This is a genomic window from Ruegeria sp. BHSB056 (genome assembly GCF_059613305.1).
In genome coordinates this window covers 1-15,342 of the sequence record NZ_JBXWSG010000090.1, presented here as the reverse complement: position 1 = coordinate 15,342, position 15,342 = coordinate 1, and the positions used below count along the sequence as shown (strand labels likewise).

Sequence of the window (15,342 nt, the reverse complement as noted above, 5' to 3'; positions counted from 1 at the left end):
GTGCGCCAGAGCGTTTTCCAACATATGTTTCCAGCAAAACCTGCGCATTCTCGCGTTGCATGAACACTTCGTAAAAGCGGGCGATCACCGAGGAGCATTCGAACACTAGGCCCAGATTCTCGGTGGTGAACCCGTTGGGATGGTCACATGTCAGGGTCAGAACGTTCGTTCGCCCGTCAGAGAAGGGCAACGGCATCGCGACATAGTCGGTGGCACCTTTGGCCCGTAACTCCTCCATGATCGGGAAGCTGTTTTGCGGGTTTTCGTCGTTCAGTCTTTGCCGTACACCGCCCAAACCGTTCGAGACATGGCGCAACGGGCTGTTGATGAAAGCCGGGTGATCATAGATTTCGTAGGTCGGGGCGCGGGTCAGTATCTCGTCCTGACCCTTTTCCCAGATATAGTGTTTGCCCGCGATCAGGGGATGCAAGGACCAGGCCAGAATGCTCAGCCGCTGGATGGCGATGCCGTGCTCCAGCATCTTTGCGGCCAATGCCTTGGTAAAGCTTTCGGGCGTGGTCGCGGCCGAAGCACCGCGCATCAGCCAGTCGATCAGTGGTCCGCTGATATTGCCGTCGTCCGGCTCGCGCAGGCGATTGTCGCCCAGATCAATACGGGTGTAGGCGCCGGACACAAACCCGATACAGCCTTGAATGGCCGCGCTTTCAGGCAGCGCTTCTTCATAGGCCCAGACAGAATTGGCCAGGCTTTCAGACGCCAGATTGATGTCGTGGTAAGTGGCGGTGCCTTTGAACGGGCAGAATGTTTGCAGGTCTGTTTCTTCGCTCAGATCCACACAGACATCTGCGCGGGGAACGTAAATCGTTGGCGGCAAACGCGTTTCATACATCACCTTTGCGTTTGTGCTTTCAGCCAGAAGAACGTCGTTCCGGTAAATGGCAATCCTGCCATCCAGCGGCTCAACCGAGATTCCATATCCATTCATCTGCGGCGCGGCGTGGACGTTCATAAGCGACCTCCTCTGCCTGGGGTTTGTTTAGAATGGGGCTTTCCACCTGACATTCCAAGAGGCCGCTACGGGAATTTACCGGGCGCGAGCGACGCGTCAAAACGTCAGACCATTTGAATGACGTCTTTCTCGATCGACAGCATATACCCCTTCTTGGCAATATTCTTGACCAGCAGTTCGCTGACCATCTGGTTGCCAAGCGCGTCGCGCAACCGTTTGATCCGTGTTGCGCCAGCGGCTTCGTCACAATCGGCGGCATCGCGACCGGAAATCATGGCCTCGATCTGGGCGCCGGACAAAACCTCGTCATCCAACCGGGATTCCGCCAGAATCGACAGGGTTTCCATGGCGGCAGGTGTCAGCTTGAAATCCATGTTGTTAAGGTAGACAGTGTTTTCTTCGCGACTGATCAGCAGCGACGTTACTTGAATGCCGGTACGTTCGATCTGTGCCATGCGCCGGTTCAACAAGACCAGCATTACCAGAAAGACCAGTGCCGAGATCATCATCGCACTGGCAAAAACCAGCAGCACATAAATCACCATCCGGTAACTGGACAGGGTGTCGGCAAAGGCGGTGCCAGACTGGGCCAGAATTTCAAGCAGACGAATCTCGGTCTGTGACGTCAGATCGGCCTCGACAAACAACCGCTCGACACGTGCGTTGAACGCATTTGCGTCCGGCAAGGTCCAGAACAGGAAAACGGCAGCGGTGATCAGAATGACGACAATGGCCGCGATGCCCAGCACAACCAGCCGGACACCCGACCGGCGTGCATCAGAAACGGAGATAGAATTGTCCGGCATTGCCTTTCCTCTGATCCAACCCTTCCGGCCCGAAAACGGACTGCACTTCAAGCAAGGTCCAACCTGATGCGTTCAGGCGCTGGGCGATTTCTGCCCGGGCCTGCCCCTTGTCGCAGTTTGTGACCTGCATGACGCCGTAATGCAAACGCAGCGGGTTGTCCTTCTTGGCTTTGTAGTCCGCGTAACAATCTGCCGCTGTCGCAGCAGAACCAAGCGATAACAGGGCCGCAAAGGTCAGAGAAGAGAGGATCTGTTTCATAGGCCGCATCCTGCGCATGAGTTGTCGCGATATTCAATAACCCAAGGGGTTTGTGGCACCTGATATCCGATAACACCGGGCCGTTATTGCTTGTCTGGGGCAGGTGCCCCCACTTTCAGGGCAATCAGCACGCGGTCCGTCATGCGGTCGCACGAACATCCGAAAGGACAGGCATCATGCATAAGAAATTCATCGCTTTAATCATTGCGGCCGCAGTTGCGATTACCGGTGTGTCAGCTTCTCAGGCGAAGGCGGCCGACGCAAAGGACATTCTTGGGGGGCTGGCGGCCATCGCGATCATCGGTGCCGGCGTTCATTACTATAACAAGGAAAAGAAAAAGGATCGGGCGACGCGTCAACAGACCTATACCCATACACCATATGTGGCGCAGCCGGTGCGCCCGTTACCGCCGCATGTGGCGCGTTACGATCTGCCCCAGCGCTGCCTGCGCACCTATGATGGGTATTCGCAGGATCATCCGCTGCTTGGGCCGAAATGCCTCGAGAAACATTACAAACATGCCAATAGCCTGCCGCAAGAGTGCAAGGTCGGTTTCTGGAATGGCAAAAAGGTCAGGCAGGCCTATGAACCTGCATGCCTGCGCCAAAAGGGATACCGCGTCGTTTATCGGTAGTTCGGGTTGAGCAGGAACGGTGCCAAAGAAGTGCCGTGAGAGAGAGGGTGGTGTGGGCCGCCCTCTCTTTTCTTCTTGCGGTGCTGCGCGAAACGCGGTTTTCCAAGGGCATGACAATGCCAAACTTCGAACTTGAGCAGGCGCTGCTGGACATGGGCCATATCCGTATCGCCGGTGTGGATGAGGTCGGGCGCGGCCCATTGGCTGGGCCGGTTGTGGCTGCCGCCGTGATTCTGAACCCGAAGCGCTTTCCTGACGGGTTGAATGACTCGAAAAAGCTGACCGCAAAACGCCGGGCCGCGCTGGACGCTGAGATTCGGGACACTGCTGAATTCGCGGTGGCCGAAGCCTCAGTCGCCGAAATTGATGAGATCAATATTCTGAGGGCGTCGCACTTGGCGATGATGCGCGCGGTGGAGGCGTTGACCCCGGCGCCTGATTTCCTGCTGATCGATGGCAACCTGATTCCGCAGGGTCTGAGATTTCCGTCACAGGCCGTTGTGAAGGGCGATGCACGATCGGTGTCTATCGCGGCTGCTTCGATCCTGGCGAAAAACTGGCGCGATCAGGTGATGGTGGATTTAGCGCAACAGCATCCGGGTTATGGGTGGGAAACCAACGCAGGCTATCCGTCAAAACAACACAAGGAAGCGCTGCGAAATCTCGGCGTGACCCCACACCATAGGCGTTCGTTCAAACCGGTGCACAATATCTTGTATCAAGAGTAAATCGTAAGTCGCTGATTCAAAAAAGAATTTGACGGCGAATCGACTTTGACTCATCCTTGTCTCAACCAAATGAGCGCAAAAGCGCCGTGGACACTTGAGGCAGTGATATGACAACAACCACCAAAAAGGGCGCAAGAGCGCTCCCTTTAAACACGATTCTATCCGGGGACTGCATCGATGTGATGAACAGTCTGCCCGAGGCGTCAGTGGATCTGATTTTTGCGGACCCGCCGTATAACCTGCAATTGAAAGGTCAGTTGCATCGCCCGGATAATTCGCAGGTCGATGCGGTGGATGATCACTGGGATCAGTTCGCAAGTTTTGGTGCGTATGACCAGTTTACACGCGAATGGCTGAAGGCGGCGCATCGTCTGCTGAAACCCAATGGTGCGATCTGGGTGATCGGGTCTTATCACAACATTTTCCGCGTGGGGTCAGCGCTGCAGGACGCCGGATACTGGATCCTGAACGACGTCGTGTGGCGTAAGTCGAACCCGATGCCGAATTTCCGCGGCAAGCGGTTCACCAATGCGCATGAAACGATGATATGGGCGTCCAAGCGCGAAGGCGCGAAATACACCTTCAACTATGAGGCGCTGAAGGCTCTGAACGAAGGTGTGCAGATGCGCAGCGACTGGGTGCTGCCGATCTGCACCGGGCATGAGCGGCTCAAGGATGAAAATGGTGACAAGGCGCATCCGACGCAAAAACCGGAATCGCTTTTGCACCGCGTGCTGGTCGGCTCGACCAACCCCGGCGATGTGGTGTTGGACCCGTTCTTTGGCACCGGCACCACCGGGGCCGTCGCCAAGATGTTGGGGCGCGAATTCATTGGTATCGAGCGAGAGGAAAGCTATCGCAAGGTGGCTGAGAAACGCATCGCCAAGGTCCGCAAATTCGACCGCGAGGCGCTGGAGGTCAGCGCAAGCAAACGTGCCGAGCCACGCGTGCCATTCGGTCAGCTAGTCGAACGCGGGATGTTGCGCCCGGGTGAAGAACTTTATTCCATGAACCAGCGTCACAAGGCGAAGGTGCGTGCAGATGGAACGCTGGTGGGCGACAATGTCAAAGGGTCGATCCATCAGGTTGGCGCGCATCTGGAAAACGCCCCGTCCTGCAACGGCTGGACATACTGGTGCTTCAAACGGGACGGCAAGACCGTGCCGATTGACATTTTGCGGCAACAGATCCGCGCAGAGATGCACAACTGAATTCACGAACACCGCCGGTGCCTGTGGCCTGACACATGGCACTATGCCTTGCCCCGCCGATCAACCGGCGGGGTCTTTTGTTTTGCCTTCAACAGTGATTGCATAAGGCTGCCAAGCCTCCGCAAGAAAGACCACGGCCATGACCGAGACGACCGCACAGCCCCGCCGAAGCCTGTTTTTCACCCAGCCCGATGCGTTTGATCTGGACAACAAATATACCGAGGCTGCGTTGGAACGGCACAAGCGCGAGGGTCTGGAACTGGCTGTGCGTGCGCGATGGGTGGCGATGGCGCTGACTGCGGTGCTGCTCATTTTTCTGAACCCGCAATGGGAGGTGCTTTGGTATCACTTCATTCTGCTGCTGATCTGCGCCAACGGTTGGCTGATCCGCCGTTCCGGTCGGGTGGGGCAATCGCGGGTCGAGCTTCTTTTGATCTTCGTGGATTTGCTGATCATGACCCTTGGAATGATCGTGCCCAACCCGTTCAGTGACGATGTCAGGCCATTGGCCATGCAATACCGGTTCGACAACTTTCAGTACTTCTTCATCATTCTGGCCGCGGGCACATTGGCTTATTCCTGGCGGACCGTGATCGCCATCGGGTCCTGGACGGCGATGATGTGGTCGATCGGGTGGATCGTTGCCTGGTGGGTCGCAACGCCTATTCCCGGGATCAGCGAAAAAGTTGCAGCCGCCTTGCAAGGCTACCCGGATGTTGCCGAGCTTCTGGATCCGAACAGTTTCATGGCGCCTCAGCGCATCCAGCAGGTGATCGTGTTCATGATGGTGGCCGTGACTTTGGGCCTTTCGATGCAGCGGCTGAACCGGCTATTGATGAGCAATGCAGGGCTGGAACGGGAACGGGCCAACCTGTCACGCTATTTTTCGCCCAACGTGGTAGAGGAGCTGAGCCAGAATGACGAGCCGCTGAAACAGGTCCGAAAAGAGAATGTGGCCGTTCTGTTCATCGACATCGTCGGGTTTACGAAATACGCCGCCGGGCGCGATCCTTATGACGTGATCGAAGTGCTGCGGGGCTTTCACGCCCGCATGGAAACCGAAGTTTTTCGCCACCACGGAACCCTGGACAAGTATCTGGGGGATGGTCTGATGGCGACCTTTGGCACCCCGGTGCCCACGCCGTTGGATGCAAGCAACGCGCTGGGATGTGCACGCGCGATGGTCAGCGTGATTGATCGATGGAATCTGGACCGTCGCCGGGCGGGAGAGCCTGAAATCCGCGTCGGGATCGGGGTGCACTATGGCTCGGTCGTGCTGGGCGACATTGGCGCGAACCGGCTTGAATTTGCTGTCATCGGGAATGCCGTCAATGTCGCGGCCAAGCTCGAGGCGCTGACGCGTGATTTGCAGGCGCGTATCGTGGTCAGCGATGCCGTGCGCGCGCGGATCGCAGAGGAAAACCAGTCTGCGTCTGTCGCCATGACTGGCTTTACAGAGCTTACCGATCAATCTGTGCGCGGCGTGGAAACACTGATGGATATCTGGGTGATGAAAGGCTGAAGACCTTACACCTGGCCAGAACAGCACCCAAAGCGCCGGGCGGCGCATCGTTTACGCATCAGGTACCGGGTTCAGGGCCTTGTTATAGGCGTGCCAATCGGTGATCTCGGGATAGTACTGGCGCCGCCATTCCCGGACCCGTGGGTTCATGACCCGCCGCCACAGCGGTGGGATCATCGCAGCCACAGTCATGACGGGATAGCCATAGGGCAGTTGCGGTGCCGTTTCGGGCGTGTGGTGTTGAAGCAGCGGAAACCGGCGGTTTGGCTTGTAGTGGTGATCCGAATGGCGTTGCAGATTGATCAACAACCAGTTTGAAGCTTTCTGTGATGCGTTCCAGGAATGTCGGGGCCGGACGTGCTCATACCGCCCGTCCCCCAGATGCTTCCGGGTCAGGCCGTAATGTTCCACGTAGTTGACCAGTTCCAGCTGCCAGATCGCGACCCCGGCCTGCAACACAAACAGGGCCAGACCGGACCATCCTCCGACCAGCGCCGCCAGTGCCAGCATCCCCCCTTGCAACGCCCAGTACCGCCAGAACGGGTTGGAGCGGTCGGTCCAGGGGCGGTCCTTGCGGGCCAGTTTTCCGCGTTCGGCGTTGAAGGCCGAGATCAAACTTTGCCGCAACACCCTAGGGTAAAAGCGGTGAAACCCTTCGTTGTATCGCGCCGTCACCGGATCGCGTGGCGTTCCCACATGACGGTGATGGACCAGCAGATGCTCGGACCGGAAATGAGAATACAGCACCATGGCAAGAAGGATATCGCCAAGCCAGCGTTCCCAACGGCTTTTCTGATGCATCAGCTCGTGGCTGTAGTTGATACCGACCGTACCCGAGATAACACCCATACCAAAGAACAGGCCGATTTTCTCAGGCGTCGAAAGCTGACTGCCGTGGCTCGCGTACCAGATCAGGCCAAACAGGGTAAGGAACTGAAGGGGTGCCCAAAGCTTGGTCAGCAGGATGTACCGTTGCAGATCGCCGTCCGGCGTCTCGGGGTCCGCGTTTTCCACGTTGAGTCCGGTGATCCGGTCCAGCACGGCAAAGACCCACCAGGTCGAGATCGGGATCAGCAAAACCCACCATCCACCCGCGAAAGCAGTGAACCAGATCAGCGGGATCAACAGCATGGACACCCAGAAGGGTGATGCTGATTGCCAGCGTGCCAACGAGACTGTTGCGGTCATCTCTGTTGCTCCTACTAGATGGGGACAGCCTAGCCGCGAGGCCAGGGAATGCACAGCGGTCTTATTGTCCTTTCCACAGATCATAGGCTTTGCGCATCACCGTGGGCAGATCGCTGGGTTTGAAATTGTGCTTTCCCACTGCAATCAGATGATCGGGAACATCCTGACCGGTGGTTTCTGCGGCCCATATTCTTAAAATCAGATGAAAATGCGTAAAGGTGTGGCGCACCTCGCCCGGCACCATTTTCCAATCTGCCGCAAGCGGGGGGTGCTCGACCGGATCGTCAGCCCACTCCGATCCGGGCCAGCCCAGCATTCCGCCCAGCAAACCTTTGTCCGGTCGGCGCTCCAGCAGCATGGCCCCATCTGACATGCGCGCGATGTAAACGTGACCGTGACGGGTCGGTTTGGGCTTCTTCGGTGTTTTTCGGGGAAGATCAGCCTGTTTTCCTGCAATCCGCGCTTTGCATGGTTCGCGCAGCGGGCAAATGCCACATGCCGGAGATTTCGGCGTGCATATCGTGGCCCCCAGATCCATGACCGCCTGCGCGTAATCACCGGGCCGATTAGAAGGTGTCAGCGCCGAGGCTTTTTCCTTCAGCAAGGGTTTCGAGCCGGGCAGCGGCGTGTGGATGTCGTAAAATCGGGCCATGACGCGTTCGACATTGCCGTCCAGAACCGTTTCAGGCTGATCGAAGGCGATGGCCGAGATTGCCGCAGCTGTATAAGGGCCGATGCCGGGTAACTTCAGCAGCGCACCATAAGTTTCGGGGAACTGACCATTGTGATCCCGCGTCACATCGCGGGCGCACTTCAAGAGGTTGCGCGCACGCGCGTAATAACCAAGGCCGGCCCATTCCCCCATGACCTGATCATCCGGCGCGGCGGCCAGCGCCTGAACCGTCGGCCAACGTGTCACGAAGCGCAGAAAGTAATCCCGCACCGCTGCTACAGTCGTCTGTTGCAACATCACTTCGGATAACCAGACCCGATAGGGGTCGGGGCGCACCCCGGCGGCGCGCTCTGCCGGTCCTGTGCGCCATGGCATGGCGCGAGCGTTGTGGTCATACCACTCCAGAAGCGCAGCGCTGGCTGTGAATTCAAAGGAATCACGCAAGTTTTATTCGTCTCCCTGTCAGGTTTCGCTGGCACCCGGTGTTCTGCCTATTACAATAGCGGCGCAGGAGTTGGAAACCAGATGCAACGCAGACGTTCGTCAACCCGCGGGTTCAAGCGCACCGCGTCTTTGCTGAATGACCAGATCAGGCGCGCCGGGGAAAGCCGGGGCTTTGCTGTGTCACGTCTGTTGACCCATTGGGCCGAGATCGTGGGTCAGGATACCGCCGCTATCGCACGCCCAGTCAGTGTCGGCTATGGCAAAGGTGGTTTCGGCGCGACCCTGACCGTTCTGACCACAGGCCCGCAGGCCCCGATGCTGGAAATGCAGAAGGAACAGCTGCGTGATAAAGTGAACGCGGTTTACGGTTACAATGCCATCAGCCGTGTCCGCATTACTCAGACCGCTCCAACCGGATTTGCCGAGGGGCAAGCCAGTTTTGACCATAGACCGAAGCAAGAAAAACCCGAGATTGCACCTGAAGTTGCAGCCGAGGCAGACAAAGTGTCACGCAGTGTAAATGATGAAGATTTGCGCGCGGCCCTTGAACGTCTTGGGCGCAACGTTTTATCCAAACAGAAACGCTGAGAAAGGGCTGAGAATGAGCCGTATTGCAACCGTAATCTGTGCAGCCGTCGCCGTGGCCGCTGGCGGCTATTGGGTGTCGCTGTCAAACTCTAACACAAGTTTCCCGCTGGTCAGCGCCGCCGAGGCGCAAGAGGCGGACCTGGATACATCCACCATCATTGATATGGTTCAGGGCGCCGAGGGCGCGCCTGTCGAAATCATCGAATACGCATCCTACACCTGCCCGCATTGCGCGAATTTCCACAAGAGCGCGTATAAACAGCTCAAGAAGGATTTCATTGATACTGGTAAGGTCAAGTTCACTTATCGTGAGGTCTATTTTGATCGCTATGGTCTGTGGGCGTCAATGGTGGCCCGCTGCGCCGGTCCAGAGAAATTCTTTGGCATCACCGATCTGATCTATGAAGGTCAGGCAGAATGGACGCGCGCAGGAGGTCCGGCCGAGATCGTCGATGAACTGCGCAAGATCGGTCGTCTGGCAGGTATCGATGGCGACCAGCTTGAGGCCTGTTTGCAGGATGGCACCAAAGCGCGGACATTGGCCGCGTGGTATCAGGAAAACGCTGAACGCGATGGAATTCAGGCAACCCCGTCCTTCATCGTAAACGGCAAGAAAGTTGACAATCAGTCCTACGCGGACTTCAAAAAGCTGATCGAAGCAGAGCTCGGCAGCTGACTCGACCCCAGCTGGCCCCGCCGGGGGCCAGCCTGGTTTACTTTGGTGAAGGGGCGGCTTTCAAAAGTATGTCCCTGACCCTGTCGGCGTCTGAAACCTGAAGCCGAACCGGCAAAGTAATCACCTTGCTTCGGAAAGCGGGCGGCAGGCGAACGGCATCTTTTTCGGTGGTGACCATCTGAGCGCCAAGTAAACGCGCATCATTTTCCAGTCGGGTCATCAGGGCCTGTGTCAACGGTTGGTGATCGTCCAACGCCTCGGCGCGTACCAGATCCACACCCAGCCGCCGCAGAGTTTGGAAGAACTTTTCGGGATAGCCGATGCCTGCAAACGCCAACGCACGTGTTCCTGACCAATCCATACCGGTTTGTAGGGGTTCGACCACCCCGGTGACGTGGGGAACGGTCAACCTGCGTTTCCAGTTGTCGGCAAATACCTTTTGCGCCGCCTCTTCCCCCAGGGACAGTACAAGATCGGCCCGTTTCAGGCCGATATCGACGGGCTCTCGCAACGGACCGGCTGGCAGGCATAAGCCGTTTCCAAATCCGCGCTGGGCGTCCACAACGATAATCGAGAAATCCTTGGCGACCGAAGGGTTCTGAAAGCCATCATCCAAAACGATCACCGTTGCCCCCGCTGCGGCCGCTGCACGCGCGCCCGCCGCCCGATCCTTGGCGACCCAGACCTCGGCAAACATCGCCAGCAACAGCGGCTCGTCCCCCACCTCGGCGGCGGTGTGCCTGCCCGGATCGACCTGCACCGGGCCTTCCAGTGACCCGCGATGGCCTCGTGTCACGACATGCGGCTTGTGCCAGGCATTACCCAGTTGCTCGAGGGTCCAGATCACGGTGGGCGTTTTCCCGGTTCCACCTGCATTGAGATTGCCGATGCAGATCACGGGCACACCGGGATTTTCCCCTGATTTCGAGGCAATCCTGCGGGCTGTCGCCGCGGCATATAGGCGGCCCAGCGGGGCCAGCAGCCGCGCCCTCAGATCCGGCTGGTCCGGAGGAGTGTTCCAGAAATCAGGTGCCCGCATGATCTGCGCTCCGCTGGTCCAGAATATCCTGCACCATTTCGATGAGGGTGTCTGCCTGCGGCGCACCTTCGGTGATTATCTGCCATCCAGCCAAAGCCATGTCAGCGGCGCGGTCTGGTGCCAGAAGCTGTACGACTGCATCGCCCAACTCGGTTGCTGACTTGACCTCCTTGGCTGCGCCTGCCTGTTGAAGGTGGACGTAAAGCTCGTGATGGCGATGCACGAATGGTCCAGAAATTATGGCAGACCCCAGCGCGATTGCGTCGGACGGGTCCTGACCGCCTGCGCCGCGTTCCATTGAACTGGCCATGAACGTCACTGCCGACACGCGGTGCCACAACCCCAGATTTTCGGGGTCTGCAGTCAGAACGACCTGCGTACTGTCTTCGATCAAGTCACCATCGTCCCAGTTGACACAGCGTAAATCCATCGTCTCCAGCCGCCGTCTTAGGGGGGCGGCCTCGTGAACGTCGGCGACGTGAAGTACCAAAACCAACCGGTGCAAAAGGCGCAATGCCTGACGATGTGCTGTCAGAACCGAAATGAACTCTTTGTCCTGCACCCAGGCAGCCAGCCAAACGGGTCGCCCTGCAAGCGTATGGTTGGTTTCGATCAGTTCGTCTTCTGGCCAAGGTCTGGGGTTTGGGCTGATGCCCAAAGGCGGCGATTCGTCGACTGTTGAAAACGGGATGCCAAGTCTCCGGATGTGTCGGGCGGTCTCAGAGTTTGCAGTCAATATCTTGCGAAAACAACTAAAGGTCACTCTGGTTATGTCTGGCAGCCAGCGCGCGTTCCGGGACAGTGCAACGGTAAACTGGGCGTCAAATAACACCAAGGGCACGGCCTGTTCATCGGCTCGGGTTATGATGTTGGGCATCAGATCACCGCCGACCCAAATCCCGATTCCTGGGCGCCAGTATTCGATAAAGTCACGCGCGGCCCCGCTCTGCTCCTGAGGCAGGTTGATCAGGGGAAAATTGCATTCCGGCCAGGCAGACAGATCCGCGTCCGGCGGGGCGGTCAGCAGAAAGTGCAGCTCGGATCGGGACTGAAGCAACCGGCGGCAAAAATCACTCACCGCCCGCAGGCGGTCAGGCGTGGCGACGTGCATCCACACGATTTCGCCTTCGGGGCGTGGCAGGTCGGTTTTTACACCAACACCGTTCCGCATTCTCCAGGACAGCACCCGATAAGCGGCAAGGCTTAATGAGCGCGGTTTGCTCATGCGCCGATTCCCGGCCCGATCGGGTCCAGCTGAGCTGCCAGTTGCGCGTGGATCGCAGTGCTGGCGGCGACGACGCCATTCAGCCTGGGGTGGGCATTGTTGAATATCAGCGGTTGACCCAAACGGTCTGAACAGACGCCACCCGCCTCTCGGATGATCAGATCGCCAGCGGCAATATCCCATTCCCAACTGGGGCGAAGGGTCAGCATGGCATCGAACCGCCCCTGCGCGACCAGCGCCATGCGATAGGCAAGCGAGGGTCGATATGCGCGGTGGAAGGCTGGAACATTCTGATTGCGCCAGTGCTGTGTATCCAGATTTGGTTTGGCGGCCAGAACCTGAGATTGCAGTAGCTCAGGCGTTTTCGACGTCGTGATCTTTTGCCCATTGAGAGTCGCGCCCTGACCTTGCGCCGCAGCATAAAGCAAGTCGCGCATCGGCAGGTAGATTACAGCGGCAGTCACAATGCCATCCATCGCAACAGCCAGCGAATGCGCCCAGGTGCGCGCGCCTTCTGTAAAGCTGCGGGTGCCGTCAATCGGATCGACGATAAAGGCGTAGCTGCGGTTCAGCCGCTCGGGCAAATCCTCGGATTCCTCGCTGAGCCAGCCATAGCCCGGCCGCGCAGCGCACAGCTTTTCTTCCAGCATCGCGTTGACGGCCAGATCGGCCTCGGTCACCGGACCGGCGCCACCGGGTTTGTCCCAACGCTGTGCTTGCGTCCCGGAATAGCGTGTAGCGATCTTGCCGGCCTCCAGTGCCGCCTCAATCAGAAGGGGCAGATCAGTTGCCGGCAAGTGTCATTCCTTCGATCAACAGCGACGGAACCACGCGCGACAAATATGGTCGCGCATCATTGGCGGGAATGATCCGCCGCAGCATATCACGCAGATTGCCTGCGATGGTGCATTCGTTGACAGGATTCGTAATCACACCGTTTTCGACCCAAAACCCCGATGCACCACGGGAATAGTCGCCCGTATTGGGGTTGATCGTCGATCCGATCATGGACGTGACCAGCAAACCGGTGCCCATATCGCGCAACAGATCTTCGCGACTGCGGGTCCCTTGCGTCAGGCTCAGGTTCCAGTTGCTGGGCGAGGGTGGGCCGGATACGCCGCGCGCAGCGTTGCCTGTGGAGACCATGCCCAGCTTGCGGCCACTCGACAGATCCAGCGTCCACCCCGTCAGGACACCGTTTTCCACGATTACCCGACGCTGCGTTGGCAGACCTTCGGCATCAAATGGGCGCGAGCCAGAGATACGCGGGCGGTGCGGATCTTCGATCAGTGACAGATGCGCGGGCAGCACCTCTTGCCCCATGCAATCCTTCAGCCAGGACGCGCCCCGCGCAATCGCGGCCCCATTGCTGGCGGCCAGCAAATGCCCGATCAGCGAAGACGAGATACGTTCATCAAACAACACCGGGAAACTGCCGGTCGCCGGTTTGCGCGCGCCAACCTGTTGCACAGCGCGTTCCCCTGCGGAGCGCCCAATCGCAGCCGCGTCGCGCAGGTCGGATTGAAACGTCCGGCTGTCACCGTCATAGTCGCGCTCCATCCCGGTGCCTTCACCCGAGATTGCAACGCACGAGATGGATCGGCTGCTGCGCTCATACCCACCGGAAAACCCGTTTGTAGCCGCCAGATGCACCCGGTGCGTTCCGTAGCTTGCAGCCGCATCCGACACCTGCGTGACGCCTTTTACCGTCAGTGCTGCGGCCTCGGCGGCCAGCGCATCCTGCATCAGGCTTTCTGCCGACGGGGGCGGGGCGGTGTCCAGCAATTCCAGTGACCGAATATCCCAGTCACTGGCCAGTTGGCCTTTGTCGGCCAGCCCGGAATAGGGGTCCTCGGGCGCCTCTTTTGCCATGGCCACAGCGCGTTCGGCCATCGCCGCAAGGGTTTCCGGGCGGCTGTCAGAGCTGGACACAATGGCTGAGCGTTTACCCAGAAACACACGCAAACCCAGATCAGCGCCTTCCGAGCGTTCCGCGTGTTCTAGCGCGCCACCTCGCACATCGACCGAGACCGAGGACCCTTCGAGAACGATGGCATCTGCCGCTTCTGCGCCTGCCCGGCGAGCAACATCGAGCAATTGTTGGCTGATTTCTTCTGGTGAGCGGGTCATGAGGTCTCCGGGTTGATTGCCAAGGACCTAGCCTTGCACCGCCCGCCCCGCAAGACCTGTGACCGGATTGTGCTGTGTGGATCGTGATAAATCCATGCCGTTACCGGATCTGGCACAAGGTGCACAGGAATGGAAAGGGCCGCGCTGCGCGGCCCTTTCAGATGGGTATTACTTGATACGCTGGCCATTCGCCAAAATCTGGCCGTCTTCGGTGAATTCGATGGTCGAGTTCAGGGTGTCAGGCTCATCGCCGGGGACAGCCATCAGACCCATCATCATCCGCGCGCCCAGCGCATCGTCGTCCGAAATGAGGCCCATGCCGATCAGCGTATCGATCAGCTGATTTGCGCCAACAAGTTTCAGGTTCGCCACGCCGCTTGGGCTGGGCATTCCGCCAAACTCTTCTGTGTTAGAATTGTCGAAGGCAAAATCGCCATCGCCGGTCAGTTTGGCGCCAACCAACGAAACCAGAAGCTGGCTGATTTTCAGCGAATGCAGCTCGCCCGGAGCTTCGTCCGACTCAACGTCGATTTCTGGATCGAAGATGTTCATCAGAACTTTTGCCGTGCCGGTCGTGTCCAGCGCAATTGTCGCCGGATCGCGGGGCAGCGCGCCTGCCGGGTCAAAAATGCCCCACAGGACATCAGACATGGTGAAATCGGTCATGTTGAGGCCAAAGGCGAAGGGCTGAATTTCGTCCGATTGCTGGATCGGGAATTCGAAATTCAACCCTGCGCTGGCCATGGACAACTCGATCGGGAATGGCAGGTCTGCTGTTGTAACCGCCAGTTTGGTGCTGTTCTGCGCGATGTCATAGGCGATACGCTCGGCGTCGATGCTGGCGGCAAAGCGTCCACCCTCCGAGGTACTGTTCATCGAGAACGCCTGGCCTTCGCTGGTCCCGCTCAGATCGGTGCTGCCGGATGCATAGGTAAACGTGCCATCAAAGGCGAAACCCGCTTGGTAAAACGCCTGCGGATCAGACATGTCAAAATCCAGCGGGATCACGTTTTCGCCTTCAAAGGCCAGTTGGCCCAGTTGGCCATTGATCAGCCCGCTTTCACCGTTTTCCGGATCCTGAAAGTTCAGGTCATAGGTCAGTGTATCGCTGTTGAATGTCTGGGTGATGTTTCGGTGTTCGCCGATTTGCATCCGCGACCGACCGGCCAGATCACCTGCCTCGACCGCGATGCTGAAAACCTCGTTCGGCAGCGGTTCGCCATCGACTTCAATCGAATCCAGTGAAAT

16 protein-coding genes are annotated in these 15,342 nt (G+C 58.3%); 6 read left to right on the top strand and 10 right to left on the bottom strand.

Annotated features, from left to right (window positions below; genetic code table 11):
• The 3 genes from AC2FND_RS16940 to AC2FND_RS16930 form a co-directional block, all read right to left on the bottom strand.
• The coding region (locus AC2FND_RS16940; RefSeq protein WP_496771023.1) for a DUF427 domain-containing protein at positions 1–970 on the bottom strand (970 nt) is incomplete at its 3' end.
• A 104-nt stretch (positions 971–1,074) separates the two neighbouring features.
• Positions 1,075–1,776, bottom strand: coding sequence for a winged helix-turn-helix domain-containing protein (locus AC2FND_RS16935; protein ID WP_267365085.1), 702 nt, complete (start codon positions 1,774–1,776; stop codon positions 1,075–1,077).
• Positions 1,748–2,035 (bottom strand): hypothetical protein, encoded by a 288-nt coding sequence (locus AC2FND_RS16930; protein ID WP_209505003.1) that lies wholly within the window; start codon positions 2,033–2,035, stop codon positions 1,748–1,750. The genes AC2FND_RS16935 and AC2FND_RS16930 overlap by 29 nt, the downstream gene beginning before the upstream one ends.
• 176 nt (positions 2,036–2,211) lie before the next feature.
• On the opposite strand from AC2FND_RS16930, the gene AC2FND_RS16925 reads away from it, so the two are divergent.
• The 4 genes from AC2FND_RS16925 (at position 2,212) to AC2FND_RS16910 (ending at position 6,131) form a co-directional block, all read left to right on the top strand.
• Positions 2,212–2,670 (top strand): hypothetical protein, encoded by a 459-nt coding sequence (locus AC2FND_RS16925; RefSeq protein ID WP_496771022.1) that lies wholly within the window; start codon positions 2,212–2,214, stop codon positions 2,668–2,670.
• Positions 2,671–2,780: 110 nt separating this feature from the next.
• Positions 2,781–3,398 (top strand): ribonuclease HII, encoded by a 618-nt coding sequence (rnhB, locus tag AC2FND_RS16920; protein WP_496771024.1) that lies wholly within the window; start codon positions 2,781–2,783, stop codon positions 3,396–3,398.
• Positions 3,399–3,505: 107 nt separating this feature from the next.
• Positions 3,506–4,609, top strand: coding sequence for a site-specific DNA-methyltransferase (locus AC2FND_RS16915; RefSeq protein ID WP_480484129.1), 1,104 nt, complete (start codon positions 3,506–3,508; stop codon positions 4,607–4,609).
• A gap of 139 nt (positions 4,610–4,748) precedes the next feature.
• Positions 4,749–6,131 (top strand): adenylate/guanylate cyclase domain-containing protein, encoded by a 1,383-nt coding sequence (locus AC2FND_RS16910; RefSeq protein WP_496771021.1) that lies wholly within the window; start codon positions 4,749–4,751, stop codon positions 6,129–6,131.
• A gap of 51 nt (positions 6,132–6,182) precedes the next feature.
• On the opposite strand, the gene AC2FND_RS16905 is transcribed toward AC2FND_RS16910, so the two are convergent.
• Together AC2FND_RS16905 and mutY are read right to left on the bottom strand one after the other, a co-directional pair.
• Positions 6,183–7,319: an alkane 1-monooxygenase gene (locus tag AC2FND_RS16905; RefSeq protein WP_496771020.1), complete on the bottom strand. Its 1,137-nt coding sequence runs from the start codon at positions 7,317–7,319 to the stop codon at positions 6,183–6,185.
• 61 nt (positions 7,320–7,380) lie between these two features.
• The gene (gene mutY / locus AC2FND_RS16900; RefSeq protein WP_496771019.1) at positions 7,381–8,436 is read right to left on the bottom strand and encodes an A/G-specific adenine glycosylase; all 1,056 of its coding nucleotides are present in this window, start codon (positions 8,434–8,436) and stop codon (positions 7,381–7,383) included.
• Between the two features lie 81 nt (positions 8,437–8,517).
• On the opposite strand from mutY, the gene AC2FND_RS16895 reads away from it, so the two are divergent.
• Both AC2FND_RS16895 and AC2FND_RS16890 read left to right on the top strand, forming a co-directional pair.
• Positions 8,518–9,024 carry a DUF721 domain-containing protein gene (locus AC2FND_RS16895; RefSeq protein WP_496771018.1) on the top strand — a complete coding sequence of 169 codons (507 nt, stop codon included), beginning with the start codon at positions 8,518–8,520 and terminating at the stop codon, positions 9,022–9,024.
• Positions 9,025–9,037: 13 nt separating this feature from the next.
• On the top strand, positions 9,038–9,700 hold the full coding sequence (locus tag AC2FND_RS16890) for a DsbA family protein (RefSeq protein WP_267365070.1): 663 nt from the start codon (positions 9,038–9,040) through the stop codon (positions 9,698–9,700).
• Positions 9,701–9,737: 37 nt separating this feature from the next.
• Here AC2FND_RS16890 and lpxK read toward each other — a convergent pair whose 3' ends face one another.
• The 5 genes from lpxK to AC2FND_RS16865 form a co-directional block, all read right to left on the bottom strand.
• Positions 9,738–10,739 carry a tetraacyldisaccharide 4'-kinase gene (lpxK, locus tag AC2FND_RS16885; RefSeq protein ID WP_496771016.1) on the bottom strand — a complete coding sequence of 334 codons (1,002 nt, stop codon included), beginning with the start codon at positions 10,737–10,739 and terminating at the stop codon, positions 9,738–9,740.
• Entirely contained in the window at positions 10,726–11,964 is a 1,239-nt protein-coding gene (locus AC2FND_RS16880) for a 3-deoxy-D-manno-octulosonic acid transferase (protein ID WP_496771014.1), read from the bottom strand. The genes lpxK and AC2FND_RS16880 overlap by 14 nt, the downstream gene beginning before the upstream one ends.
• A complete protein-coding gene (locus AC2FND_RS16875; RefSeq protein WP_496771012.1) occupies positions 11,961–12,761 on the bottom strand; it encodes an inositol monophosphatase family protein in 801 nt (266 codons plus the stop codon). The genes AC2FND_RS16880 and AC2FND_RS16875 overlap by 4 nt, the downstream gene beginning before the upstream one ends.
• Complete coding sequence (locus AC2FND_RS16870) at positions 12,748–14,094, bottom strand: TldD/PmbA family protein (RefSeq protein WP_496771010.1); 1,347 nt, start codon at positions 14,092–14,094, stop codon at positions 12,748–12,750. Before AC2FND_RS16870 ends, AC2FND_RS16875 begins: the two co-directional genes overlap by 14 nt.
• A 168-nt stretch (positions 14,095–14,262) precedes the next feature.
• Positions 14,263–15,342 (bottom strand): DUF2125 domain-containing protein (locus tag AC2FND_RS16865; protein ID WP_496771008.1); only part of this gene is annotated, 1,080 nt, incomplete at its 5' end.